22 protein-coding genes are annotated in these 23,777 nt (G+C 65.4%); 9 read left to right on the top strand and 13 right to left on the bottom strand.

Translation table 11 applies throughout. The features are described from left to right. Window positions 1-5: 5 nt before the first annotated feature. The 5 genes from Q7V20_RS01360 to Q7V20_RS01340 form a co-directional block, all read right to left on the bottom strand. Window positions 6-1,808 carry a DUF1800 family protein gene (locus Q7V20_RS01360; protein ID WP_304786384.1) on the bottom strand — a complete coding sequence of 601 codons (1,803 nt, stop codon included), beginning with the start codon at window positions 1,806-1,808 and terminating at the stop codon, window positions 6-8. A 107-nt stretch (window positions 1,809-1,915) separates the two neighbouring features. After that, complete coding sequence (locus Q7V20_RS01355; protein WP_304786382.1) at window positions 1,916-5,221, bottom strand: carboxyl transferase domain-containing protein; 3,306 nt, start codon at window positions 5,219-5,221, stop codon at window positions 1,916-1,918. A 53-nt stretch (window positions 5,222-5,274) separates the two neighbouring features. Beyond that, window positions 5,275-5,544 carry a DUF1488 family protein gene (locus tag Q7V20_RS01350; protein ID WP_304786380.1) on the bottom strand — a complete coding sequence of 90 codons (270 nt, stop codon included), beginning with the start codon at window positions 5,542-5,544 and terminating at the stop codon, window positions 5,275-5,277. 33 nt (window positions 5,545-5,577) lie between these two features. Then, on the bottom strand, window positions 5,578-5,889 hold the full coding sequence (locus tag Q7V20_RS01345; protein WP_304786378.1) for a hypothetical protein: 312 nt from the start codon (window positions 5,887-5,889) through the stop codon (window positions 5,578-5,580). 16 nt (window positions 5,890-5,905) lie between these two features. Beyond that, entirely contained in the window at window positions 5,906-6,736 is an 831-nt protein-coding gene (locus Q7V20_RS01340) for a hypothetical protein (RefSeq protein WP_304786372.1), read from the bottom strand. A gap of 91 nt (window positions 6,737-6,827) precedes the next feature. Between Q7V20_RS01340 and Q7V20_RS01335 the strand changes: the two genes are divergently transcribed. After that, complete coding sequence (locus tag Q7V20_RS01335; protein ID WP_304786371.1) at window positions 6,828-7,439, top strand: YdeI family protein; 612 nt, start codon at window positions 6,828-6,830, stop codon at window positions 7,437-7,439. A gap of 87 nt (window positions 7,440-7,526) precedes the next feature. On the opposite strand, the gene Q7V20_RS01330 is transcribed toward Q7V20_RS01335, so the two are convergent. From Q7V20_RS01330 to Q7V20_RS01315, 4 genes are all read right to left on the bottom strand, one after another. Beyond that, window positions 7,527-7,841 (bottom strand): type II toxin-antitoxin system RelE/ParE family toxin, encoded by a 315-nt coding sequence (locus Q7V20_RS01330; RefSeq protein WP_304786369.1) that lies wholly within the window; start codon window positions 7,839-7,841, stop codon window positions 7,527-7,529. Further along, window positions 7,838-8,110, bottom strand: coding sequence for a YlcI/YnfO family protein (locus tag Q7V20_RS01325; RefSeq protein WP_304786367.1), 273 nt, complete (start codon window positions 8,108-8,110; stop codon window positions 7,838-7,840). Before Q7V20_RS01325 ends, Q7V20_RS01330 begins: the two co-directional genes overlap by 4 nt. A gap of 101 nt (window positions 8,111-8,211) precedes the next feature. Further along, the gene (locus Q7V20_RS01320; protein WP_304786365.1) at window positions 8,212-9,426 is read right to left on the bottom strand and encodes an acyl-CoA dehydrogenase family protein; all 1,215 of its coding nucleotides are present in this window, start codon (window positions 9,424-9,426) and stop codon (window positions 8,212-8,214) included. Window positions 9,427-9,539: 113 nt separating this feature from the next. After that, window positions 9,540-10,850 carry an acyl-CoA dehydrogenase family protein gene (locus tag Q7V20_RS01315; protein ID WP_304786363.1) on the bottom strand — a complete coding sequence of 437 codons (1,311 nt, stop codon included), beginning with the start codon at window positions 10,848-10,850 and terminating at the stop codon, window positions 9,540-9,542. A gap of 110 nt (window positions 10,851-10,960) precedes the next feature. On the opposite strand from Q7V20_RS01315, the gene Q7V20_RS01310 reads away from it, so the two are divergent. From Q7V20_RS01310 to Q7V20_RS01295, 4 genes are all read left to right on the top strand, one after another. Then, complete coding sequence (locus Q7V20_RS01310; RefSeq protein WP_304786361.1) at window positions 10,961-12,034, top strand: AraC family transcriptional regulator; 1,074 nt, start codon at window positions 10,961-10,963, stop codon at window positions 12,032-12,034. Further along, window positions 12,024-13,073 carry an RNA methyltransferase gene (locus Q7V20_RS01305; RefSeq protein WP_304786359.1) on the top strand — a complete coding sequence of 350 codons (1,050 nt, stop codon included), beginning with the start codon at window positions 12,024-12,026 and terminating at the stop codon, window positions 13,071-13,073. Before Q7V20_RS01310 ends, Q7V20_RS01305 begins: the two co-directional genes overlap by 11 nt. Beyond that, the gene (locus Q7V20_RS01300; RefSeq protein WP_304786357.1) at window positions 13,070-13,981 is read left to right on the top strand and encodes a LysR family transcriptional regulator; all 912 of its coding nucleotides are present in this window, start codon (window positions 13,070-13,072) and stop codon (window positions 13,979-13,981) included. Before Q7V20_RS01305 ends, Q7V20_RS01300 begins: the two co-directional genes overlap by 4 nt. A 185-nt stretch (window positions 13,982-14,166) precedes the next feature. Next, window positions 14,167-15,429, top strand: coding sequence for a pectin acetylesterase-family hydrolase (locus Q7V20_RS01295; RefSeq protein ID WP_304786355.1), 1,263 nt, complete (start codon window positions 14,167-14,169; stop codon window positions 15,427-15,429). Window positions 15,430-15,494: 65 nt separating this feature from the next. On the opposite strand, the gene Q7V20_RS01290 is transcribed toward Q7V20_RS01295, so the two are convergent. Continuing rightward, the gene (locus Q7V20_RS01290) at window positions 15,495-15,974 is read right to left on the bottom strand and encodes an FxDxF family PEP-CTERM protein (protein WP_304786353.1); all 480 of its coding nucleotides are present in this window, start codon (window positions 15,972-15,974) and stop codon (window positions 15,495-15,497) included. Window positions 15,975-16,198: 224 nt separating this feature from the next. Then, window positions 16,199-18,067 (bottom strand): phosphoenolpyruvate carboxykinase (GTP), encoded by a 1,869-nt coding sequence (locus tag Q7V20_RS01285; protein WP_304786351.1) that lies wholly within the window; start codon window positions 18,065-18,067, stop codon window positions 16,199-16,201. 302 nt (window positions 18,068-18,369) lie between these two features. On the opposite strand from Q7V20_RS01285, the gene Q7V20_RS01280 reads away from it, so the two are divergent. Genes Q7V20_RS01280 through Q7V20_RS01265 form a run of 4 tightly spaced genes read left to right on the top strand, consistent with a single transcriptional unit; the run spans window position 18,370 to window position 21,692 of the window. Continuing rightward, the gene (locus Q7V20_RS01280; RefSeq protein WP_304786349.1) at window positions 18,370-19,149 is read left to right on the top strand and encodes a substrate-binding domain-containing protein; all 780 of its coding nucleotides are present in this window, start codon (window positions 18,370-18,372) and stop codon (window positions 19,147-19,149) included. Window positions 19,150-19,153: 4 nt separating this feature from the next. Continuing rightward, window positions 19,154-19,879: a molybdenum ABC transporter permease gene (locus Q7V20_RS01275; RefSeq protein WP_304786347.1), complete on the top strand. Its 726-nt coding sequence runs from the start codon at window positions 19,154-19,156 to the stop codon at window positions 19,877-19,879. Further along, the gene (locus Q7V20_RS01270) at window positions 19,876-21,033 is read left to right on the top strand and encodes a molybdenum ABC transporter ATP-binding protein (protein ID WP_304786345.1); all 1,158 of its coding nucleotides are present in this window, start codon (window positions 19,876-19,878) and stop codon (window positions 21,031-21,033) included. Before Q7V20_RS01275 ends, Q7V20_RS01270 begins: the two co-directional genes overlap by 4 nt. Window positions 21,034-21,086: 53 nt before the next feature. Beyond that, window positions 21,087-21,692: an MOSC domain-containing protein gene (locus Q7V20_RS01265; RefSeq protein WP_304786343.1), complete on the top strand. Its 606-nt coding sequence runs from the start codon at window positions 21,087-21,089 to the stop codon at window positions 21,690-21,692. Here the strand turns inward: Q7V20_RS01265 and Q7V20_RS01260 are convergent, their stop codons facing one another. Next, the gene (locus Q7V20_RS01260; protein WP_304786341.1) at window positions 21,693-22,625 is read right to left on the bottom strand and encodes a 5'-nucleotidase; all 933 of its coding nucleotides are present in this window, start codon (window positions 22,623-22,625) and stop codon (window positions 21,693-21,695) included. Between the two features lie 82 nt (window positions 22,626-22,707). Next, on the bottom strand, window positions 22,708-23,715 hold the full coding sequence (locus Q7V20_RS01255) for an AAA family ATPase (RefSeq protein ID WP_304786339.1): 1,008 nt from the start codon (window positions 23,713-23,715) through the stop codon (window positions 22,708-22,710). Between the last annotated feature and the right edge of the window lie 62 nt (window positions 23,716-23,777).

The raw sequence follows: 23,777 nt of genomic DNA, 5'->3' as shown, positions 1-23,777 counted from the left end.
ACCGTTCAGCGCTGCACGAGGTATTCGGGGCAGCACATGATGAGGAAAAAGGCGGCCACCACGCGGTTGCGGCGTTCGTTGGCCGAGGTGCCGAGGATGGAGTTGACGCCCACCACCACGGTGTCCACCGTGATGGGTGACAGCACGCGCCCGGTCAGGTGCAGGTTGAGCTGGTCCACCAGGCGCGCGGGCTGGTCGGCCATGGCCAGCCAGGTGTCGTAGTTGGGCAGGATGCCGTTGCCCCCGAAGGGCATGATCCGCAGCAGGAAGTTGGCATAGCCCATCACGCTGGATTCGTTGGTGATCTGGAACTCGGGGGCGACCAGGCCTTTGGTGGCGATGACCGTGTTGGGTGGCACGTAGCCGGGCCGGAAGAAGTTGAAAACCGACGGTGAGCGCAATGGGGCCTGGCCCAACTGGTCGCTGCCGGACAGATCCGGGAAGCGCCATTGCCCATCGGTGGAGCTGACGTTCACCAGGCGCAGCCATTGCAGCAGGCGCAGCACAGGCTCGCGCAACTTGCCATCGCTCAAGGTGGGCTGGGCCGGAGCCGGCTGGCTGGCCGGGGGCAAGGTGATCTCGGGGCGGGCTTCCGGGTCGGCCAGCACAGCGCGCACCACCGCCGCCATGTCGCCGCGCACGGGCACGGGGGCGCCATTGCTGTTGAAGGCCATGGCCACGCGCCACACGTAGTCCTTGCTGGGGTTGCTGGTCACCAGGCGCTGGATGAGCTGGCGCGCGATGAAGAAGCCCACATTGGGGTGGTTGAAGACCGCGTCCAGCGCCAGGCGCATGGACTCGGGCCCGGACGTCTGGCCCGGGATGTTGACGCCCAGCACGCTCTTGTCGGTGTCCGCGTGGCGATCAGCGTGAAAGCCCATGGGCACGCGCAGGTAATCGAAAGGGCCTTCGGGGTCGAAGGGGTTGAAGCCATCGACGTCCCATCCGGTGAAGACCTTGGCCAGTTGCGAGACAGCCCGGCCGTCGTAGGTGTCCACGGGCGGCGAGGTGAGTGAACCATCCGGCTGCAAGGTGGTCAGGCCGATGGTGAACAGCTGCAGTAACTCGCGCGCGTAGTTCTCGTCGGGTTGGCGGCCGCTGCTGTCGGCCTTGCTGCTGCCGCGCATGCTCAGGTACACGCCCATGGCCGGTGACAAGGTGATGTGCGTGAGCAGGTCGCGGAAGTTGCCAAAGCAATGTTGCTCCAGCAGCTCCCACCAGGCCAGGCAGGCGAACTGCTTCCAGTAGGCCACCATGTTCAAGGGCGAAACCACGAAGAGCTCGCTGAGGGCCAGGACCACGCGCTGACGCAACACATCCGGGGCAGTGCACAGGCGCCACCACAAGGCCTGGTCCAGGCCGTAGTCACCACGTGCGTACAGGCGGTTGTCGAAGCCCTGCGCGCGCGCCCAATCCCACACCGAGGGCGACAAAGGCATGGCCAGTTGGGCGTTGAACCACGCATCGGCCCCATCACGCATCAGTGCTGTCACTTGCGCGGGCGTGGAACCCAGGCCGCCCTGGTTGAGCAGGCGGGCCGCGCGGGCTTCGGTCATGGGCTCGAAGGGCTGAGTGCCACCACCGCAGGCCGCCAGGGCCACGGCCACCCCGGCGCTCAAACAGGCGGTCGGCAAGGCGCTGGGATCGCGGAGCGTGGGCTTCTCGTCGTTGCCGCCTCCGCCACAGGCGCTGAGCGTTGACAGGGCCACGCCACTCAGGACTGAGTGCTGGCGGTGCAGGCTGCTGCTCAGGTCAGCCTCGGTTTGCACCGTCGCCTCCCCTGCCACGTCTTGTTCTGAATCGGCCATTGGTGTCTTCAATCAAATGCAGGTGGTCACTGTATCGGGACACGGGCCCAGGACTCAACCGGCGTTACCTCTGGCAATCAATGACACCACTTGCAGCTATAAATAAATCACCAGGCGTCTACAAATGGGCGCTTTCGTCCACGGCGGTGCGGCACGGTGGGCATCGCCAGCAGACCACGCACCAACCAGCGGCGCGTGTCAGCCGGATCGATCACATCGTCCAGCTCCAGGTGGCTGGCCATGTTCAAGCCCTTGCCGCGTTGGTAGGCGGCGGCCACCAATTGATCGAAAGCCTGCTGGCGCTGCGCCGCGTCTTCGATGCCCGCCAGTTGCTTGCCAAAGCCCAGGTGCACCGCACCTTCAATGCCCATGGGGCCAAACTCGCCGGTCGGCCATGAGATGGTGAAGTCGGGCGCCAGCAGGCTGCCTGCCGTCATGGCCTGCGCGCCCAGGCCATAGCCCTTGCGCAGCACGATGGTGAAGTAAGGCACGCTGATGCTGGCCGCCGTGATGAACATGCGCGAGAAATGGCGCACCGTGGCGGTCTGCTCGGCATCGGGGCCGACCATGAAGCCGGGCGTGTCGCACAGCGAAACCAGGGGGATGTCGAAGGCATCGCACAACTGCATGAAGCGCGCGGCTTTGTCGGCCCCGTGGGCATCGATGGCGCCGCCCAGGTGGCGCGGGTCGTTGGCGATCACGCCCATCGGCCGACCTTCCACGCGCACCAGCGCGGTGATCATGCCGGGCGCGAAATCGCGGCGCAGCTCCAGCACCGAATCAGTGTCGAACAAGGTGTGGATGGCCGCGCGCATGTCGTAGACGCGGGTGCGCTTTTCAGGGACCACGTGGCGCAGCAGACGCTGGTCGGCACATCGCCAGCCGGTGGTCACGCCTTGAAAATACGACAGGTACTGTTGGGCCACGCGCACGGCGTGGGCCTCGTCGTCCACCACCACATCGATCACGCCGTTGGGGGCCTGCATGCTGACGGGCCCGACCTCTTCGGGCGTGAACTTGCCCAGGCCACCGCCTTCGATCATGGCGGGGCCCGCCATGCCGATGCTGGTGTCCTTGGTGGCGATGATGACGTCGCAGCAACCGGCCAGCGAGGCGTTGCCCGCGAAGCAGCGGCCGTTGACGATGGCCACCAATGGCACCAGGCCGCTCAGGCGCGCCAAGCCCAGGAAGGTCATGTTGTCCAGCAGGCTGACGCCGGGGTATTCGTCGTTGGGCCGGCCGCCACCGCCTTCGGCCCACAGCACCAGGGGCAGCTCGCGCTGCAAGGCCAGGTGCAGCATGCGGTCGGTCTTCTTGTGGTTGATGATGCCTTGCGTGCCCGCGAACACGGTGTAGTCGTAGGCCAGCACCATGCAGCGCGCGGCCTGCTCGCCGAACTGCGCGGCGTTGACGGTGCCCAGGCCCGCGATCAGGCCGTCGGCGGGGCTGCGCGCGATCAGCTCGGGCTCCTTGAGGCGGATGCGCTGCGAGGCCAGGGCCAGGGCGCCGTATTCCAGGAAGCTGTCGGCATCGAGGAAGTCATCCACGTTCTCGCGGGCGGTGCGGTGACCCTTGGCATGGCGCTTGGCCACGGCATCGGGGCGCCGGTCGTCACGCGTCACAGCGTGGCGCTCGATCACCTCGGCCAGGTCGGGACGGAGGTGGTCCAGGTCGTGCGCCTGGTCGGTGCTGGCGTGGGCCTGGCCATCGTCGCCGGTGGGGTCCAGCGCGATCAGGGCCTGGCCTTCGCTGACCACGTGGCCCAGCTCGGCCAGCACGGCCTCGACCCGGCCACCTTGCGTGGCGGTGATTTCGAACTCCATCTTCATGGCCTCGATCACGGCCACGCGCTGGCCAGCACGCACAGTGTCGCCGGGGTGGACGTGCAAGCTCACCAGCGAGCCTGGCACGGTGGCGACGAGGGGGATGCAACCTTCGGCCAAGCCTGAGATGCTGAGGGCCTCCGGCGCCAGGTGCGCAGCGGCATGTGCCAGCTCGCGCGGCCTGGGCTGTTGGGACGCGGCCGCCAGCAGCGCGGCCACGTGCCATTGCAACCAACGTGTGCTGACCCGGTGGCTGGCCAGGTCGGGATGAGCCAGCAGGGCTTGCAAAAAAGCGATGTTGCTGTCGACCCCCTCCAGCCTGAATTCGGCCAGGGCCCGCCGGGTGCGCTGCAGGGCCGCGTCAAACCCGGCCGGGTGGTGCACGATGACCTTGGCCAGCAGCGTGTCAAAGCCGGGGTGTGGCTGCATGCCGATGTGACCATGGCCGTCCACTCGGATGCCGGGGCCGCTGGGTGGCTCGTATGCCCGCACGGTGCCGCCCGCTGGCAAAGCGCGGCCATCCGGCCCCATGCGCTCGACGTTCACGCGCACCTGGATGGCCGCGCCGCGTGGGGCAGCGATGTCAGCCTGCGTGGCGTGCAGATCGGCCAGGCTTGCGCCCTGTGACAAGCGCAGTTGCAATTGCACCAGGTCCAGGCTGGTCACGGCCTCGGTCACCGTGTGCTCCACCTGCAGGCGCGGGTTGGCTTCCATGAAGAAGTGTCGGCCGGAGTGATCCAGGTCCACCAGGAACTCGAAGGTGCACAGGCCGCGCAGCTTCACGGCCTGCGCCAGCTTGACGGCATCGTCCAGGAGTTGCTGTCGCAAGGCCGGGTCCAGATCAGGCGCGGGCGCGATCTCGACCAGCTTCTGGTGGTTGCGCTGCACGGTGCAGTCGCGCTCCCAGGCGTGGCTGACGGCGCCACTGCCATCGCCCAACACCTGCACCTCGATGTGGCGCGCGCGGCGCACCAACTGTTCCACATACACATCGCCGCGGCCAAACGCGGCCAGGGCTTCGGACTGGCAACGCTCGTGGCTGGTGGCGATGTCGGCCTCGGCCTCGACCACGCGCATGCCACGGCCACCACCACCGGCCAGCGCCTTGATCATCATGGCGCCGCCCTGGCCCAGCCTCGCGAAAAAGTCTTGGGCCTCGTGCACCGTGACGGCACGGTCGATGCCCTCGGTGACCGGCACGCCGCAGCGTCGCGCCAAGGCACGGGCTTGCGCCTTGTCGCCCAGCAGGTCGAGCACCTCGGGCGCGGGACCCACGAAGACCAGGCCGGCCACCGCACAGGCGCGGGCGAAGTCGGCGTTCTCGCTCAGCAGGCCATAACCGGGGTGAACGTGCGTGCAGCCTTCGGCCTGCGCGGCCGCGACCACGTGGTCGATGTTCAGGTAGGCCGGCACGCCTTTGCCGGGCAAGACTTGCAGCGCATCCACGTGAAACGCATGCTGGGCAGCCTGGTCGTCTTCGGCCACCAGGCCCACGGTGCGCCAGCCCAGTTCATGCGCGGCGCGGGCGATGCGGATGGCGATCTCGCCACGGTTGGCGATCAGGAGGACCGGCTGGACGGTTGAAGGCATGGCGCTGGAAGATGAAGTGGCCGAAAGCTCCGGCGAATCCAGCATCCTAGCGGCTACACCTTGGGCGCCACCACCGGCCGCAGGTCGAACTCGCGCAGCATGACGGGCTCGATCGAGCCTTGTGCCACCCGGCGCCGCACCACCTCGTCAATCTCTGCGGAGTGGCTTTTGTAGGTTTCCAGAGGGTCTTCACCACGACCATCGGGGCGGAAGCGGTAATGCAGGGCTTCGCGGCTGACGCTGGCGCCCACCAGGGCATCGTTCACCATGACCCAGAACCTGACGGCCCCGGTCGCTTCGTGGAAAAAAGGGATCTGCGACATGGGGACTCCAAAGGGTGAAGTCCGAGTATCCGCCTAATCGGCCGGAAAGCGCTCGGCGAAGGCCCGGCAAAAGGCCGTGCCGCCGCTGAGCAGCAAGGTCACCGTGTGCAGCGTGGTGGACTCCTGCTGCACCAGGAGGTCATGGTCCCAGTCGAAGCCTTGGTCCAAGGGGCCATGCGCGTCGGTGAAGGTGGCGAAGGCCCAGGCCAGCACTGATGCCACTTCGGCATGGACCGCCGCCAGGTGGTCGGCCGTGACCGACGCCATGGCCTCGAAAGTGCCGATGCCCTCGGTGTCCTCGCTGTGGTCGAAGATCAGGTAGTTCAAGGGCAAGGGCAAGGGCATGGCTGGTGATCGCGCATCACGCCATCAGCTCGGCAATCCGGGCCTTGAGCATGGCGTTCTCGGTGCTGAGCTCGGCCACGGTTTTCTTCAAGCGGGCGATCACGGCGTCGGGGGACTCTGAGTCATCGCCCTCAGGGGCCGAAGCATCGGCAGGCGCGTTCGCGGCGCGTGCTTGGGCCTTGGCTTCGCGCACCTGCCGGGCCGCCTGGCGCAGCTCCTTCTTGCCGCCCGCCACGGCCGCCACTTGCTCGTCCACCGACAGCGAGGCCACCGCCGCCGCGGCGTTGATGGAGATGTCGCCCGCCTTCACGGCCGCGACCAGTTCGGGCGTGGCTTCCTTCTGGATCTTCTCGATCTGGCTGACCGTGCTGCTGCTGATGCGCGCGGCCTTGGCGATGGATTCTCGGGTGGGCAAGGGGTCAACGTCCCAGGGCGGGGTCGAGGCGGATGGCGCAGCGTCACTGGCTGACGCATCCGCAGCCGATGCCTCTGGCGACGGCGCGGCCGCCTTGCTGGCCTGCAATCGGGCACTCATGATGTCCTTCTTGCGCAAGGCCAGAACGCCGCGTTGAAAGTCAGACACGCTGCGCCGACCCAGGTGCTGGTCGATCATCCACAGGTGCACGTCGTCCATCGATTTGAAGCTGGCGTTCTGCACCGTGTTGAAGGGGATGCCGTGCTTCTGGCAGATGCCGTGGCGGTTGTGGCCATCGACCAGCACATCGCCCCACAGTACCAGCGCATCACGGCAGCCTTCGGCCAGGATGCTGCGCTCCAGCGCGTCGTGTTCGTCGGGGGTCAGCGGGTCGATGTAGGCGCGCAGTTCTTCTTGGACGGTGATGTTCATCGGGGGCGGGTACTGCTGGGATCGGGGCGCCATTTTAGGGGCAGGGGTGGGGAGAAGATCAGCGCGGTTGCAAGGCAAGCATACTTCGCGCATGTCCATCGACCAGCCTGCTGACACCCCGACCGTGTTCAAGAACGCCAAGGCGTTCGAAACCTGGTTGAGACAGCACCACGCCACGTCCGCAGGCCTGTGGCTCAAGATCGCCAAGCGCGGTGCCATTGATGCCAGCGTCACCTACCTTGAAGCGGTGGAGATCGCGCTCTGCTGGGGTTGGATCGATGGTCAGAAGAAGGGCTTGGACGAGCAATATTTCCTCCAACGATTCACGCCCAGGCGCGCCCGCAGCGTCTGGTCGAAAATCAATGTCGACAAGGTCGCGGCGCTCATCCAGGCGGGCCGAATGCAGGCACCGGGCCTCGTGCAGGTCGAGGCCGCACAGGCCGACGGCCGATGGGCTCGGGCGTACGACGGTGCCCGCACGGCCGTGGTCCCTGAAGACCTGATCGCGGCGCTCGACGCTGCACCGACGGCCAAAGCGTTCTTCTCGACGATCAACGCGACAAATCGCTATGCGGTCTTGTGGCGCATTCAAACGGCCGTGAAAGCCGAGACGCGTGCGAGGCGAATAGCCCAACTCGTGGAGATGCTCGGCCGGGGTGAGACCGTTCATATATTCAAGCCGAAGGTCAAGGGCAAGGACTGACCGTGACTGGTGTGGGCAGTATCGAGCACGGGCGGCTCCGATGCAGCGGTTGCGGGCCTTCCCTTGTCGCAGTTCAGCGAGCCGCTGTCAGTGGAAATCCTCCTCGCGCTGGTGGCGCGCGCCGATAACGAGGACCAACTCAGGGGTGCGTATATCGAAGCGAAGGACGTACCCAGTGGAGCCGAACGGGATGATGAGTTCACGCAATGTTGGGCGTTGACCGACCTTGCGATAGCTGTAGGGCGTGGTCGCGAGATGACTGTTGGCAGCGGTGCGAATGGCCTCGACAGCCTCGTAGGCACGCATGGCTTCTAGGGCAGTCTCGGCGCGATCCAGCATGATGTCGAAAAGGCGATCCAGATCGGCCTCGGCCTCAGGCGTGAACTCGACTCTGAACGTCATTTGCGAAGCTGCTTCACCCTTGCTGCGACCTTCGCCTCAAGCTTGGACAAGACAACATCCGACGGGATGGAAACACCGGTGCGCTCGTACGCTGCCAATGATGCTTCGCACCGCGCGGCGAAGTCCGTTTGTACGCGACGAAATTCGACGGCGCGACGCACCGATGCCTCGACAAAGTCAGTCAGCGTCTCGCCAGGCAGAAGCACCGAATCAAGATCAGCGCGCAACTCAGGTTCGACACGGATTTGGGGGATGACGGCGGTTTTCATGGCCCCATTGTAGTGCATCCGCACTACATCTTCAAGCGCCGTGCTGGATCTCAGGCAGCATCGACTCGCGCACCAGCCTGAAGCCGACACAAGGTTGCCCCCTACTTCAACTCCGCCGAACTCTTCCCCAACAACCTTCGCGCAATGATCAGCAACTGGATCTGCTGCGTGCCTTCGAAGATGTCGAGGATCTTGGCATCACGCGACCACTTCTCCAGCAGCGACGTCTCCGTATACCCAATCGAGCCCGCCAGTTCCACGCACTTCAGCGCCACATCCACACAAGTGCGCCCCGCCTTCGCCTTGGCCAGCGAAGCCTCCAGCGAATTCGGCCGCCCGTTGTCGGCCATCCAGGCGGCTTGCAAGGTCAGCAAACGCGCCGCCTCATAGTCAGCCTGCATGCGCACAAAATCGGCCACGGCCGAAGCCTGCCGATGCAGCGGACGACTGTAATCAACCGTCAAGCCGCAGTCCTTCAGGATCTGGCCCATCTCTTCGATGCAGGCGCGCGTCAGGCCCACGGCCATCGAAGCCACCAGCGGACGCGTGTTGTCGAAAGTCTGCATCACGCCAGCAAAGCTCTTCTCAGGGTTCACTTCAGGGTCGCCCAGCAGGTTCTCCTTGGGCACGCGGCAGTTGGTGATCATGAAGTGCGCGGTGTCGGAGGCGCGGATGCCCAGCTTGTGCTCCAGGCGCACCAGCTCGAAGCCGGGCGTGCCTTTTTCGACCACGAAGGATTTGATCGCGGCGCGGCCCAAGCTCTTGTCCAGCGTGGCCCACACCACCACCAGGTCGGCACGGTCGCCTGCGGTCACGTAGATCTTTTCGCCATTGAGCACGTAGTGGTCGCCGTCGAGCTTCGCGCTGGTCTTGATGGCGGCCGAGTCGGAGCCGCAGCCCGGCTCGGTGATGGCCATCGCGGCCCAGCGACCCTTGAAGCGCTTGAGCTGCTCATCATTGGCCACCGACGCGATGGCGGCATTGCCCAGGCCTTGGCGCGGCATCGACAGCAGCATGCCGACATCACCCCAGCACAGTTCCATGATGGACAGGCAGGTGGAGATGTTGGTGCCGTTGCGGTTGCCTTGGTTCGCATCGTTGGCGTCACGGCGCACGCCGGTGGCGCCCGTGCCGCCCACATCGCTGTTGCCTTCGTTCATGCCGTCAATCACGGCGGCCATCATGTCCAACTCAACCGGGCGGCTGTGCTCGGCGCGGTCGTACTTGCGTGAGATGGGGCGCAGCACTTCGGCGGCGGTCTCGTGGGCCTGGCGCACCAGGGGTTTGAACTTGCGGGGGATTTCGAGGTTGATCATTGCGTGAATCTCATCAGTAAGCCAGTCTCATCCAGCGAACACCGTGGATCCGGCTTTGCCGGGCCGCTGGTGTTGCCCCCTTGAGGGGGCGCGCGAAGCGCGTAGGCGGTGGGTCAAATCAGCAGCCCGCCCTCCATCACACCCACCGCGCGCAGGTCTCGGTACCAACGCTCCACGGGGTACTCGGTGACGAAACCATGCCCGCCCAGCAACTGCACGCCATCGCTGCCAATCTGCATGCCCTTGTCGGTGCACAGGCGGCGCGCCAAGGCGGCGGCCTCGAAGAAATCCACATCCGCATCGACCAGGCTGGCAGCGCGCCAGGTCAGCAAGCGCATCGCGTTCAGCTCGATCGACATGTTGGACACGGCAAAAGCGACCGACTGGCGGTGGCTGATCGGCTCGCCGAAAGCGTGGCGCTCGTTCACGTAAGGCACGATGAAATCGAGCACGCCTTGCGCGCAGCCCGTGCCCAGCGCACACCATGCCAGGCGCGACAACTGGATGCATTCGCGGTAGACCTCGGCAGCGCCATCGGCCAGCAAGGCCTTGGCAGGCACCGCCACCGCTTCCAACTTCAAGCGCGCCGTCCCCGCGGCGCGCAGCCCCATCGCGCGGTCCTCTTCAACCGACAAGCCCTTGGTGGACGACTCGATCACGAACAGCGCCGGGCCCTGGCCCTCGATGTGCGCGGCCACGATGAACAGCTCTGCTTGGGCCGCCAGCGGCACCATCGACTTCAGGCCGTTGATCACATAGCCACCACCGCTTTGCGCCACGGCGCGGGTCTTCAGCTCGAAGGGGTCGAACAAGGGCGTGGGCTCCTGGATGGCCAGGGCCGCCGCAGGCACGTTCTCGCCAGTGAAAGCGCCCAGGTAGTCGGCCTGCTGATCGGCATTGCCCCACAGCACCAGCGCCGTGCTCACGGCCGAGGGCGCCAGCGCGGCAAAGGCCAGGCCCATGTCGCCTTCGGCCATGGCTTCGGCGATCAGCACGTTCGTCACGGCCGAGCGTTCGGTGCCCATGCCGCCCAGCGCCTCGGGGATGCCCAGCGAGGTGATGCCCAGCTCGGCGCATTGCGCCAGCAGCTCAGGCGGCGCGGCGTAGGCCATGTCGGCCTTGCCCGCAGCCTCGCGCAACTGCTCCATGGCAAAGGTGCGCGCCGCTTCGCGCAGCATCTGCTGGTCTTCGGTGGGTGCCAGGTCGAACAGGTCGCCGGCACCGCGCTTGGGCAAGCGCTGCGGCGAACCCAGGTTCTTCACCGACTTGAACGCCCGGTTGGCGGCCGTCACGGCCTTGAAACCCATCTTCGTGCCCTGGTACAGCACCTGTTCGGTCGGCTTGCGCAGGCCCAGCGAATCCAGCTTGGTCGAGCCCGCCATGCGGCTGAGGGTGCGCAGTCCAATTCGTGTGAGCGATGTCATGTCGAGGTCGTGAAATGAGAGATCTCATGATCTTGCGCCCCGCCTGTCGCCGATACTTGCCCCTTTGCGCCAATCGACTTGACCTGACCTGCCTCGCCCACCCTGTCGCCATGAGTTCCCAGCCGCCTTCCGCCTTGCCCGCCTCCGACGCCTCTGCCCTGCGCAGCTGGCTGCTGGCCGCCAAAAGCGCCGTGGACAAGCGCGGCGTGGACGCCGACGCCCTGCTGCGCGAAGTGGGCTTGGACCTGTCCACCCTGAGCGACCCCATGGCGCGCTACCCCGCCCACCTGGGCCTGGCCTTCTGGCAAAAAGCCCTGCAGGCCACAGGCGAAGAGCTGCTGGGCGTGGACGTGGCTCTGCAGTTCCTGCCCCTGAACTTCACCGCCCTGGGCTACGCCCTGATGGCCTCCGAGAACCTGGCCCAGATGTACCTGCGCCTGGCGCGCTACGCCCACGTGGTGACTGATGCCGCCGACGTGCGCTTTCACCTGGACGAGGGCGCTGGGCGCCTCACCATCACGGGTGACCAGGCCCTGCTGGGCACCGCCAACGCGGCCACCGTCTGGAGCATCTTCGACTACGCCATGCTCACCCTGGTGCGCGGCTCACGCATGCTCTATGGCCGCGACTTCGTCCCGCTCGAATTGCGCCTGCAACGCCAGCGCCCCAAAGACCACGCCAAGTTCGAAAAAGTCTTCCGCTGCACGCCCCTCTACGGTTGTGAGGACAACGCCCTGGTGGTTGACCACGCCACGCTGCACAAGCCCCTGTCCTTCGCCAACCTGGCAGTCGTCAAGGCCAGCGAAGAGGCCATGGACCGCTACCGCTCGCACTGGCCTGATCGCGGCCTGCCCCAGCAACTGGCCGCCGTGCTGAAAGAGATGCTGCCCAGTGGCGAGCCCCGCCAGGACGACGTCGCCCGCCGCCTGGCCATGACCCTGCGCACCCTGCAGCGCCGCCTGGCCGAGCTGGACACCAGCTACCGCGACGTGCTCAACCAGACGCGCCACCAGCTCGCGCTGGATTACCTGGCCGCCGCCCAATACTCGGTGGGCGAAATCTCCTTCCTGCTGGGGTTCTCCGAGGTCAGCGCCTTCACCCGCGCCTTCAAGCGCTGGACGGGCTCATCGCCGAGCACCTGGCGCCAGGCCGCAGCGCCTACACTGCCACCCCATGCGCATTGACGACATCCGCCAGCGTTTGCGCGCCCACGGCGCCAAGCCCTGCCACGAAGACAAAATCTTGCGGCTGTGGTCGCAGGCGCTGCCCATGGACAGCGGCAAGCGCCGCCCGGAAGACTTCTTGCCGCTGGACGTGCGCAACGCCCTGCCCGCTTTGTTGGCTGACCTGAACACCCTGGCTCAGGTGCGCTCTGAACACCCCGGCGACGACGGTTCGTCCCGCCTGTTGATCGGCCTGCAAGATGGCCAGACGGTCGAGAGCGTGCTGCTGCCCCGCGATGGCCTGTGCGTGTCATCCCAAGTGGGTTGCGCCGTCGGCTGCGTGTTCTGCATGACCGGCAAGGACGGCCTGCTGCGCCAGTTGGGCAGCGCCGAGATCGTCGCCCAGGTGGCCCTGGCCCGCGCCCGCCGCCGCGTCACCAAGGTCGTGTTCATGGGCATGGGCGAGCCTTCGCACAACCTCGACAACGTGCTCGAAGCCATCGAACTGCTGGGCACCTGCGGCGGCATCGGCCACAAGAATCTGGTGTTCTCGACCGTGGGCGACCCGCGCGCCTTCGAGCGCCTGCCTCTGGGCACAGTCAAACCCGCCCTGGCCTTGTCGCTGCACTCCACCAAGCCCGAGTTGCGCGCGCAACTGCTGCCCCGCGCGCCCCGCATCGATCCAGCTGATCTGGTCGAGCAAGGCGAGCGCTATGCCCGCGCCACCGGCTACCCCATCCAGTACCAGTGGACCCTGATCGACGGCCTCAACGACAACGAGGAAGAGATGGACGGCATCGTGCGCCTGCTCAAGGGCAAATACGCGCTGATGAACATGATCCCGTACAACACGGTCGATGAACTCGACTTCAAGCGCCCATCGTGGGAGCGCGCCGCCGAGATCGCGCGCAACCTGCACCGGCGCGGCATCCTGACCAAGCTGCGCCAATCGGCCGGGCAAGATGTGGACGCCGGTTGTGGCCAGTTGCGCGCCCGCGATGCCGCCGTGGTGATCAAACCCCAGCCCGTGCGCATCGTGCGGCCTGACGCGATCCGATGATCGAAGTCCGCCACCTCAAGTCCCTGGTTGCCATCGCCGACACCGGCAAACTGGCCACCGCCGCCGAGCGGGTGCACCTCAGTCAATCGGCCCTGTCGCACCAGATCCGCGCGCTGGAAAACCACCACGGCCAGGCCCTGTTCGAGCGCACCCGCCAAGGCCTGCGCTTCACCCCCGCAGGCGAACGCCTGCTCGCCCTGGCCCGCACCGTGTTGGCCGACATCGGCGCCGCTGAGCGCGATCTGCAGCGCCTCAAAGGCGGTGCCGGTGGCGAGCTGCGCATCGTGCTTGAATGCCACACCTGCTTCGACTGGCTGATGCCCGTGATGCACGAGTTCCGCCAGCGCTGGCCCGAGGTCGAAGTTGACCTGGTGGCCGGCTTCCACGCCGACCCGCTGGCCTTGCTCAAAGAAGGCCGCGCCGACCTGGTCATCGGCTCCAAACCCAAAGCCCAGCGCCCCTGGTCGGTTGAACCGCTGTTCCGCTTCGAGATCCTGGCCGTGGTCGCCAACGAGCACCGCCTGCGGAACAAACGCCACCTCGTGGCCCAGGATTTCGAGGGCGAAACCCTCATCACCTACCCCGTGCCCGAGCAGCGCATCGACCTGATCCGCGAAGTCCTCAAGCCCGCGGGCATCGAACCCGCGCGCCGCACCGCCGAACTCACGGTGGCCATCGTGCAACTGGTGGCCAGCCGCCGAGGCATCGCCGCCCTGCCCAGCTGGGGCCTGCAAAGCTACCTGGAGCACGACTACGTCAAAGCCGTGCCCATCGGCCCCAAAGGCCTGTGGAGCGAACTGCACGCCATCTGCCCCAAAGCCCTCGCCACCCAGCCCTACATGCAGGACATGGCCCTGATCATGCGCCAGCAGTGTGCCAAGCTGCCCGGCATCGAATGGCTGGCCTGACGGAATGAAGCGCTCAAGGGTCAACCCGCAGCGTTAAACGGCGCAACCGTCAGGCGATTGACAGTTGGCGCCCCCTGATTTCAGGGGGAAGCCAAACTCTCAGGGGAATGCCCAGGGCCTTGAAAAAACACCGTGTTTCAAACTCCATGTCATTGGAAGACACCTTTCACCCATGGAGCGTTGACATGAATTTGAAATCACTGATGGTGGCCACGGCAAAGGCCGTTGGCGTCACCCTGCTGACCAGCCTGGCCGCCCACGCCGCCTACTTCAAATGGGAGATGGTCGAGTTGCCCGCCTCCAGCGGCGCCACTTGCGGCAATGGCACGCCCTATCGCTTCTTCGTCAACCGCACACCTTTCAACAGCAAAGCCGTCGTGATGTTCGAAGGCGGCGGCGCCTGCTGGGACCAGGCCGCGTGCAAGGGCGGCTCGCTGCTCAACGCCGTCAACCCCGATGGCATCCCTGAGAACTACATGAGTGACTGGAACCGCCAGGCCCACCTCGGCCTGGTGACCCCCTTCACCGCCCGCATCCACCCGCTGCAAGCCGTGCAGACCCAAAGCTGGAACATCGTCTACCTGACGTATTGCACCGGCGACGTGCACACCGGCAACAAGGTCAACGTGTACAACAACACCGACCCGGCCAACCCCATGACGTATTTCCACCGCGGCGCCATCAACGCGCAAGCCGTGGCGAACTGGATGGCCAAGAACATGCCCCAGCCCGACCACCTGCTGCTGACTGGCTTCTCGGCCGGTGGCGTGGGCTCCACGGCCAACTACGCGGCCTTCCGCACCACGCTCAAGCCCAAGAAGATGGCCCTGGCGGCTGACTCCGGCCCGCTGTTCAACGTGCCCCGCACTGCCACGCCCGAGCAGGCCCCGTCCGTGCTGCTGCACAACAAGATCCGCGAAGTCTGGGGCCTGGACGGCGCTGACGGCCTGGTCACCCAGCTGATCACCAAATACCCTGGCGCGGGCGATGCGAACAACATGGGCTCGATCACCGCCGGCCTGGGCAAGATCTTCCCCAATGACCGCATCGGCTACACGATGTTCCAGGAGGACACCAACTTCTCGGCCTTCTCGTACCAGAAGTTCTACCCCGAGATCGCCAACGCCGCCACCGACGCCGACCGCCTGAAAATGCTGAACGTGAAGTGGCGCCAGGAAATCGAACCCTGGATCGCCCAGATGACACCGACCAACGTGGGTTACTACATCCCCAACAAGCGTGACATCAATGGTTCGCACTGCACCACCATCGTCACCTTCGGTGGCACCAGCATTGTCGAGAAGAAGCTGAACTCGGTGGGCGTGTTCGTGGACAACCTGCTGGATGGCAAGGGCCCGGTCATGCGCGCCTATGAAACCAAGCCGACCACCCAGCGCGTCTTGCTGAGCGACATGTTCGCCGACTGGCTGGCGCCTTTGATCCCCTGATCAACTTTGGCCAGAGGCCATCAAAAAAGCGCCCCAAGGGGCGCTTTTTCTTGGTCTGACAAAAATCAGACTGCTTGACGGCGACGAGCCACCAGACCCACCACACCCAGACCTGCGAAGATCAGGGCCAGGGACTCTGGCTCAGGCACGGCCGAAGGCGTGGCGTAAGCACTGCCGATGTAGGTGTACAGGCCCGTGTAAGCGCCTTCAACCTTCAGGGTGTGCGAACCAGCCGACAGACCGGTGAAGCTGAACCCGTAGCCCGTCGTGGTCGACGTCAACGAAGTGGCCACACCATCGATCAGGACGGAGCTGAAGGTGGCGCCGTAGCCACCGATCGAGCCGATCACGTCGCTGTTGCCGCCCACCGTGAAGGTGAACAGATCAGCGATCGTGCCGCCATTGAACGAAGCGCCTTGCGCCAGGAACAAAGCTGGCGTGGGTGTCAAGGCACCCAGATCGCCACCGGGCAAAGCTGGCGCACCAGCCATTGCCGAACCGGCCACCACGAGGGAAGCAGCAGCTACCAACATTTTCAATTTCATAAGCAACCTCCAATAGTTATCAAACGGATCGCTGACCCAAAATACTTCAGGACCGCGACTGCTCTTTTATATGCCACGACACCAGGCGGTCATACCCCCTGTTCTAGGGAAAAGAAGTAACAACCCTAAGGGTTTTGAGTTACAAATGAGTTAGGCAAGTAAATATTGCAGATTTTTTAAATAGAAAAGGGCCCCAACGGGCCCCTCTTGCACATCAAGAAAAATCAAGCGGCCAGGCGCTGCTCGATTTTGGCCTTGGTGGCGGGCATCTCGGCCGGCAGGTGATACGACAGTTGCTGGAACAATTCGTCGTGCAGCTTCAGCTCTTGCGTCCAGGCCGCCGTGTCGATGCCGATCACCGACTGGAACTGTTCCTTGGTGAAGTTCAGGCCCGTCCAGTTGATGTCTTCGTAGGTGGGGCTCAGGCCGAAAGCGTTGTCCACGCCCTTGGCGGTACCTGCGATGCGGCCCAGGATCCATTCCAGAACGCGCATGTTCTCGCCATAGCCAGGCCAGACGAACTTGCCGTCAGCGCCCTTGCGGAACCAGTTCACGCAATACACAGGCGGCGTCTTGTGACCAGCGTTTTGCAACTTGGCGCCCACGTCCAGCCAGTGCTGGAAGTAATCGCTCATGTTGTAGCCCATGAAGGGCAGCATGGCGAAGGGGTCGCGGCGAACCACGCCTTGCGCGCCAAAAGCGGCGGCGGTGGTTTCGGAACCCATGGTCGCAGCCATGTAGACACCTTCGGTCCAGTCACGGGCCTCGGTCACCAGGGGCACGGTGGTGGAGCGGCGGCCGCCAAAGATGAAGGCGTCGATGGCCACGCCAGCGGGGTTGTCCCACTCAGGGTCAAGTGCCGGATTGTTGGTCGCGGCCACGGTGAAGCGGGCGTTGGGGTGCGCGGCCTTCGCGCCAGTTTCCTTGGCAATCTGGGGCGTCCAATCCTTGCCTTGCCAGTCGATCAGGTGCGCTGGGGGCGTGTCGGTCATGCCTTCCCACCACACATCGCCGTCGTCGGTCAGGGCCACGTTGGTGAAGATCGTGTCACGCAGGACCGACTGCATGCAGTTGTGGTTGGTCAGGTCGTTGGTGCCAGGCGCCACGCCGAAGTAACCGGCCTCGGGGTTGATGGCGTACAGGCGGCCGTCGGCTCCGGGCTTGATCCAGGCGATGTCGTCGCCGATGGTGGTGACTTTCCAGCCCTTGTAGCCCTCAGGCGGGATCAGCATCGAGAAGTTGGTCTTGCCGCAGGCGCTGGGGAAAGCCGCCGCGATGTGCGACTTCTTGCCTTGCGGGTCGGTCACGCCCAGGAGCAGCATGTGCTCGGCCAGCCAGCCTTGGTCGCGGCCCATGGTGGAGGCGATGCGCAGGGCGAAGCACTTCTTGCCCAGCAAGGCATTGCCGCCGTAGCCGGAGCCATAGGACCAGATTTCGCGCGTGGCGGGGTAGTGGACGATGTACTTGACGGTGGGGTTGCAAGGCCAGACGCTGTCTTTTTGACCGGCTTCCAGCGGGGCGCCCACGGTGTGCACGCAAGGCACGAACTCGCCATCGGCGCCCAGCACGTCGATCACGCCCTTGCCCATGCGGGTCATGAGCTTCATGTTGACGGCCACATAGGCACTGTCAGACAGCTCGACACCGATGTGGGCGATGGGCGAACCCAAGGGGCCCATGCTGAAAGGCACCACGTACATGGTGCGGCCCTTCATGCAGCCCTTGAACAAGGCGCCTTCGCCAGTTTGCAGCTTGGCACGCATCTCCAAGGGCTCGCACCAGTTGTTGGTGGGGCCGGCGTCTTCCTTGCGGTCGGAGCAAATGAAGGTGCGGTCTTCCACGCGGGCCACGTCGGACGGGTCGGTCACGGCCAGGTAGCTGTTGGGGCGCAGTTCGGGGTTCAGCTTCTTGAAGCTGCCAGCGGCAACCAACTGGTTGCAGAAGCGGTTGTATTCTTCTTCAGTGCCATCGCACCAGTAGATGTCCTTGGCTTGCGTCAGGGCGGCGATCTCGGCCACCCAGGCGATCAGCTTGGCATTCTTGACGTAAGCGGGGGCGTTCAAAGGCACCCCCTGCGAGACGGTTTGGTTCATGACGATGGCTCCAAAAGTAAAAAACAGGGTCTCGACAGCGCGGCGGCAGCTTGCGGGCCGCGCTCTCGACACCCTGCCGGCTGACACTCCCGGCAGGAAATGGCAACGGGCTCGCCGGGCAAAATTGCCAAACAGCGAAACCTCGTAGTTTAGTCCACCCCTTCTCGTTTGAGTTCCCCCCCTTTCCGAGGGGTTCCCGCCAGGGTGCCAACTCTGTCACACAGCAAACACCGCGCCAGCTTGTCGGCAAGCCCTGGATTCCACTACGCGACAATAGGCCGTGCCCTTGATAAGGTGGAACGATGAATCGACGGGATTGGATGGGATGGATCGTCGGCGGGCTGAGCCTGCCTGGATCAACGTGGGCCCAAAGCGCCGAGCCGGTGCGCCTGGGGGTCGATGGCCTGCTGCAAGACACCGGCCTGGCTGGGCGCTGGAAAGCCGCCATGGGCCGAGACCTGGGCCTGGCGGCCAATTGGGTGCGCGAACCCTCGGGCACCATCTTGCGGCAGCTGGAATCGGGCGAGCTGCCCATCGGCCTGTTCCTGAGCCACCCCTTGGCCGACCGCCTGGAGCAACAAGGCCTGATCCACGATCGCCACACGCTGGCGCGCACCCAGGTCTTGCTGGTGGGGCCTGCGTCCGACCCGGCGGGCGTGCGCGGTGAGCATGACGTGGTCCGCGCCTTGCATCAGATCCTGGCCGGCCAGGCGGCGGGTGCCTGCCGCTGGCTGCCAGCACCCAAGGATTCAGCCTTGGCTGGCCTGAGCGACACCTTGACCAGCACCCTGGGTGCCCAGCATTTGCCCGCCCGGGCCGCCAGCAGTGCGTCGGCTGGCACTTCGCTGCCACCTTATCAATGGTTGACCATGGCAGATTGGCAAAAAATGTCCCGCGCTGAACGCCAAGCCCGCAAAGTCCTGGTCGACCAGGATCCCCGCCTGTGGCTGACCTGCCAGGTCGCCCGCTCGTTCAAAACCCCCCACCCCGCTGGCAAGCTGTTGGTGAAATGGCTGCAAGGCCCGCTGGGGAAACAGGCCGTGACGGCCTCTGGATCGGTGTGGCAGAAACCACAGGGCTGAGGCCATGAGTGCCTGGGAGCTTGACGCCATCTGGCTGAGTGCGCAGATAGCCCTGCTCACGCTGTTGATCAGCACACCGCTGGCGGTGGGGCTGGCCTCGGTGATGGCCAAGGCCCGGTGGCATGGCCACTGGTTGTTGAACACGGTGGTGCTGCTGCCCATGGCCCTGCCACCGGCGGTGGTGGGCTTCGCCTTGCTGATGGGACTGAGCAACGAGGGCCTGGTCGGCCACTGGATCGGCAACCTGACCGGCTGGACCTTGAGCTTCTTCCCCAGCGGCGCGGTGTTGGCCGCCAGCCTGGTCACCGTGCCCCTGATGGTGCGCGTGCTGCGCCCGGCCTTCGAGGCCATCGACCCGATGATGGCGCCACTGGCCCAGACCTTGGGCGCCTCGCCCTGGAGCGCCTGGTGGAGCATCACCTTGCCACTGGCATTGCCCGCCGTGCTGTCGGCCATGGCCCTGGGCCTGGCAGCGGCCTGGGGCGAAACGGGCGCCACCTTGGTGCTCGCCTCCGCCTTGCAGCCCAGCGCCCGCGTCGGGCACCCCGAGCACAGCGTGCCCCTGGCCCTGATGCAGGCCTTGCGCTCGCCAGACAACCTGGGTGCCGCGACGCGCCTGGCCCTGGTTTCGGTGGGCGTCGCTTTCGTGGCGGTGTTGCTGAGCGAGGCCGGACGCCGCCATTGGCAGGGCCGCTGGGCCGCCCTCCGGCAACGGGGTTCGCCCCCATGAACAAACCGACCAAAATCTTGCCTTTGCCCCTGAGTGTGGAGTTGCGCCTGCAGCAACCCGGGCTGGACATCCAGGCCCAGTTCCGCGTGCTGCCGGGGCGCGTGTGCGCCATTGTGGGGCGCGCGGGGGGCGGCAAGTCGGCCTTGCTCAAGGCCACGGCCGGGCTTCACCCTTCGCTGGGCGGGCGGGTCGCCCTGGGCCACCAGACCATCTACGATTCGACGGCGGGCGTGAACCTGCCGCCTCACCTTCGCCGACTGGCCTGGCTGGACGGCCACGCGCACCTGTTCCCGCACCTGAGCGTGCAGGGCAACCTGGAATATGGCCTGGCGCGCGCGCCCAAACCCGTGAACGGCCCCACCTTTGATGCCGTGACCCAGTGGCTGGACCTGCGCTCGCTGTTCAAAGCCCGGCCTGCGCGCCTGACGCCATCGCAGCGCTTCAAAGTGGCACTGGGCCGCGCCTTGCTGTCCGCCCCCCGGGCCATCTTGCTGGACGACCCCTTGAGCGGCGTGCCCGAGCACGACCAGCCGCCCTTGCTCGACTTGCTGGCCCAGGTCCCCACGCGCTCCAAGCTGCCGGTGGTGCTGGTCAGCCCGCGCATGACTGAAGTGATCCGCATGGCCGACGACGTGATCGTGCTGCACGAGGGGCGCATGACCAGTGGCGGCACCGTCACCCAGATCCTGTCGGACGTGTCCTTGTCCACCTTCCTGGAGGGGGTGAATGCGGGCAGCGTGATCGAGGGCGAGGTCAAGCGCCACGACATCGAATGGCTGCTCAGCGAGGTCGACGTGGCCGGCCAACGCGTGACCGCCCCCGCCGTGCTGCACGCGGTCGGCCGCAAGGTGCGCCTGAAGATCCGCGCCCGCGACATCAGCCTGCACCGCGACCTGCTGGAGGGCAGCAGCGCCAGCAACCAGCTGCGCGGCCGCATCACGCAGGTCATGCTGGCGGGCGAGAATGGCTCTTACGGCGCCGTGGGCGTCGAGCTGGACCACGTGCGCGAGACCGGTGATTTCTCCATCCAGGCCGGCGTGCAGATCTGGGCCCTGCTCACCCGGCGCGCCATCCAGCAGATGGACCTGGCGCCTGGCCAACCTTGCGTGGCCAGCTTCAAGGCCATGTCGGTGGCGGTCTCTTCCTGGCGTTGAAGTTGATATGCTTCAGCAGCTTCCACCACCTTGCCGCCATTCAGGAGCCGTCCATGTCTGCTGTTGTTGATCGCCGCGTGTTGTCCGTCAACACCGCGCTGGCCCAAACCCTCGTCATCGACCACAAGCCCGTGCTCACAGCGATTGGCAAGCGATCGGTCAGCTCATTGCAATCGCCCGAACGCATCGAGGTCAGGCCGCTGGGGCTGCAGCAGGATGAGCAGGCCGATCCCACGGTGCACGGCGGCCTGTCCAAGGCGGTCTATGCCTACCCCCACGAGCACTACCCTTTCTGGCAAACCGTGCGCTCGCAGGCCAAGTCGCAGGCGTGGGACGAGGCCCTGCCGCACGGCATGCTGGGCGAGAACCTGACCATCACCGGGCTGCTGGAAAGCGATGCCTACATTGGCGATCTGCTGAAGTTCCCGGACTGCACGCTGGCCATCAGCGAGCCGCGCCACCCGTGCTTCAAGTTCGCTGCCGTGATGGGCTTCAACCAGGCGGTCAAGATGATGGCGCAATCGGGCTACTGCGGCTTTTACCTGGCGGTGCGGGTGCCCGGCACCATCGCGGCGGGTGAAAGCTACGAGTTGATCCCCGGCCAGCGCGAGGTCAGCATCGCCGAGCTGTTCAAGTCCGACATGCGACGCAAGTCCTGATCACCCCAGCGTTTCGATGATGGCGTTGGACACGCCACTCATCACATGCCCGGCCGGCACATGGGGCGCCGCCCCATCGACGTGACCGGTCTGGTCGTCAAAGAAGAAATCGGGCTCGAACTCGCGCAGGAACTCGCCCTTGGGCAAGCCGCCCAGGAACATGGCCTCGTCCACCTCGATGTCCCAATCCATCAGCGTGCGGATGGCGCGCTCGTGGGCCGGGGCGCTGCGGGCGGTGACCAAGGCCGTGCGGATGCGCATGCCGCCCTCTTCCCCCAAAGCCTGACCGCGTTGCTGCAAATCATGCAAGGCTTGCAAAAGTGGCTTGAAGGGCCCGGCTGGCAAAGGCTTGGCGGCGCGCTCCTGCTCGTGCAGTTGAAACGCGTCCAGGCCCGAGCTTTGATAAACCTGCTCGGCCTCGTCCGAGAACAACACCGCGTCGCCGTCAAAGGCAATGCGCACTTCGCGCGGGTGGGCCTCGCCAGCGTGGGCCGAATGGGGCAACACGCGCGCGGCGGGCACGCCTTCCAACAGGGCCGAGCGCACATCGGCCTCGTTGGCCGACAAGAACAGGTGCGCCCTCAAAGGCCGCAAGTAGCGGTAAGGCGATTCGCCCCGCGTGAACACACCACGCTGGATCGGCAAGCCATAGTGCCGCGCCGAGCGGAACACGCGCATGCCGGACACCGGGTCGTTGCGCGACAGGATGACCACCTCCACCCGCTGCTGATCGGGCGAGTTGAAAGCCAGCAGCTTGCGCACCAGCGAGAAGGCCACGCCCGGCTTGGCGGGCTCGTCCAGGCGCTTGAGCTGGTGCTTCATGTAGGCCCGGTCGCCCGCGCCCTGATCGAACAGCAGGTTCTCTTGCTCGAAATCGAACAACGCGCGCGATGAAATCGCCACCACCAACTGCCCTGACAAACTGACGGCCATCTGGATGCACCCTTGCAATCATTGGAATTGAAGGGGCCAGTATCGCCGAGCGGCGTGTCGTCAGCTTGTCGTCAGTGCCCCGTCATTGCGTGAAACCCATCGGCGTGCGGCGACCTTGGGCATCGGGCAGGTCGCGCGTTTCAAGGCTGTGTCGGCCATCCAGCTTGGCATTGCCAAAAGCCGTCATCAAGGCCCGGCGCATGTCACGCGGCGCCAGATGGCTCAGGCTGGCCAGCACCGCCTCATTCAGGTCGGGATCAAAACGCTGACCCCAATCGTGGTCGGCGCGGATGCTGCGGTACAGCTTGGACGCGATCTTGCGCGCAGCTTCCTCGCTGGGCATCTCGATCTCGAACACATTCATGCGGTTCAGAATGGGATCGGGGATGCCGCGCGCCTCGTTGGCGGTGGCCACCCAGATCACCTGGCTGGCATCGATGGGCACCTCGGCGAACTCGTCGGTGAAGTTACCGGCGGTGTCGTGCTCCAGCAGGCTGTACAGCGAGCCCAGCGGGTCGTAGGCGTGTTCGCCGCCGGTCTTGTCGATCTCGTCGATCACCATGACGGGGTTGGCGTACTGGCCTTCAACCAGGGTTTCAAACACCTTGCCAGGCCGCGCGCCCTTCCACTGGCTGGACGAGCCCGACAGCACCCAACCGGCGGTGAGCGAACTCATGGACACGAAGCCCATGCCGGTGCCCAGCAATTGCGAGACTTCGCGCGCAAAGTGGGTCTTGCCCACCCCCGGTGGGCCCAACAGCAGCATGGGCGTGATCTCCAGCGCATCGCGGCTGTCGGCGCACAAGGCCAGTTGGCGCCGCAGGTCATCCAGCGCTTCGTGGAAATTGGGCAGATCGTCGTAGAGGTAATCCATGGCGGGCAGGCCGGAGGGCTTGACCTGAAAGCGGTCGGGCCCCATCTCCAGCATGCGCTCGTAGGTGGCGCGCAAGGATTCGTGTTCGCGGGGCGGCAGCTTGCCGAGCTTCTTTTCGACTTCTTCAAGCCGATAGACGTGCCGCATGTGCGCGATGGGGATGCGTGGGCGGGCGCCCTCTTTTTGCACCGTGACCAGTTCACAACCAGTGTTCATGCTCAACCTCCGACAACGAAGACGCTGAGACATCATGCAACAAACGCACCCGGTCGCGAGCC

It is taken from the genome of Aquabacterium sp. (genome assembly GCF_030652515.1).
Lineage (GTDB): Bacteria > Pseudomonadota > Gammaproteobacteria > Burkholderiales > Burkholderiaceae_C > Aquabacterium.
Note: the sequence above shows the minus strand (reverse complement) of the source record. Positions and strands in the feature narration are given on the sequence as shown.

What these genes read in the sequence shown, in the direction of transcription:
- Q7V20_RS01295 (WP_304786355.1), top strand. Translation starts at nt 14,167, where the DNA reads ATGAATTTGAAATCACTGATGGTGGCCACGGCAAAGGCCGTTGGCGTC.
- Q7V20_RS01310 (WP_304786361.1), top strand. Translation starts at nt 10,961, where the DNA reads ATGAGTTCCCAGCCGCCTTCCGCCTTGCCCGCCTCCGACGCCTCTGCC.
- Q7V20_RS01345 (WP_304786378.1), bottom strand. Translation starts at nt 5,889, where the DNA reads ATGCCCTTGCCCTTGCCCTTGAACTACCTGATCTTCGACCACAGCGAG.
- Q7V20_RS01300 (WP_304786357.1), top strand. Translation starts at nt 13,070, where the DNA reads ATGATCGAAGTCCGCCACCTCAAGTCCCTGGTTGCCATCGCCGACACC.
- Q7V20_RS01265 (WP_304786343.1), top strand. Translation starts at nt 21,087, where the DNA reads ATGTCTGCTGTTGTTGATCGCCGCGTGTTGTCCGTCAACACCGCGCTG.
- Q7V20_RS01355 (WP_304786382.1), bottom strand. Translation starts at nt 5,221, where the DNA reads ATGCCTTCAACCGTCCAGCCGGTCCTCCTGATCGCCAACCGTGGCGAG.
- Q7V20_RS01305 (WP_304786359.1), top strand. Translation starts at nt 12,024, where the DNA reads ATGCGCATTGACGACATCCGCCAGCGTTTGCGCGCCCACGGCGCCAAG.
- Q7V20_RS01360 (WP_304786384.1), bottom strand. Translation starts at nt 1,808, where the DNA reads ATGGCCGATTCAGAACAAGACGTGGCAGGGGAGGCGACGGTGCAAACC.
- Q7V20_RS01320 (WP_304786365.1), bottom strand. Translation starts at nt 9,426, where the DNA reads ATGATCAACCTCGAAATCCCCCGCAAGTTCAAACCCCTGGTGCGCCAG.
- Q7V20_RS01280 (WP_304786349.1), top strand. Translation starts at nt 18,370, where the DNA reads ATGAATCGACGGGATTGGATGGGATGGATCGTCGGCGGGCTGAGCCTG.
- Q7V20_RS01330 (WP_304786369.1), bottom strand. Translation starts at nt 7,841, where the DNA reads ATGACGTTCAGAGTCGAGTTCACGCCTGAGGCCGAGGCCGATCTGGAT.
- Q7V20_RS01275 (WP_304786347.1), top strand. Translation starts at nt 19,154, where the DNA reads ATGAGTGCCTGGGAGCTTGACGCCATCTGGCTGAGTGCGCAGATAGCC.
- Q7V20_RS01350 (WP_304786380.1), bottom strand. Translation starts at nt 5,544, where the DNA reads ATGTCGCAGATCCCTTTTTTCCACGAAGCGACCGGGGCCGTCAGGTTC.
- Q7V20_RS01260 (WP_304786341.1), bottom strand. Translation starts at nt 22,625, where the DNA reads ATGGCCGTCAGTTTGTCAGGGCAGTTGGTGGTGGCGATTTCATCGCGC.
- Q7V20_RS01325 (WP_304786367.1), bottom strand. Translation starts at nt 8,110, where the DNA reads ATGAAAACCGCCGTCATCCCCCAAATCCGTGTCGAACCTGAGTTGCGC.
- Q7V20_RS01285 (WP_304786351.1), bottom strand. Translation starts at nt 18,067, where the DNA reads ATGAACCAAACCGTCTCGCAGGGGGTGCCTTTGAACGCCCCCGCTTAC.
- Q7V20_RS01290 (WP_304786353.1), bottom strand. Translation starts at nt 15,974, where the DNA reads ATGAAATTGAAAATGTTGGTAGCTGCTGCTTCCCTCGTGGTGGCCGGT.
- Q7V20_RS01335 (WP_304786371.1), top strand. Translation starts at nt 6,828, where the DNA reads ATGTCCATCGACCAGCCTGCTGACACCCCGACCGTGTTCAAGAACGCC.
- Q7V20_RS01255 (WP_304786339.1), bottom strand. Translation starts at nt 23,715, where the DNA reads ATGAACACTGGTTGTGAACTGGTCACGGTGCAAAAAGAGGGCGCCCGC.
- Q7V20_RS01270 (WP_304786345.1), top strand. Translation starts at nt 19,876, where the DNA reads ATGAACAAACCGACCAAAATCTTGCCTTTGCCCCTGAGTGTGGAGTTG.
- Q7V20_RS01340 (WP_304786372.1), bottom strand. Translation starts at nt 6,736, where the DNA reads ATGAACATCACCGTCCAAGAAGAACTGCGCGCCTACATCGACCCGCTG.
- Q7V20_RS01315 (WP_304786363.1), bottom strand. Translation starts at nt 10,850, where the DNA reads ATGACATCGCTCACACGAATTGGACTGCGCACCCTCAGCCGCATGGCG.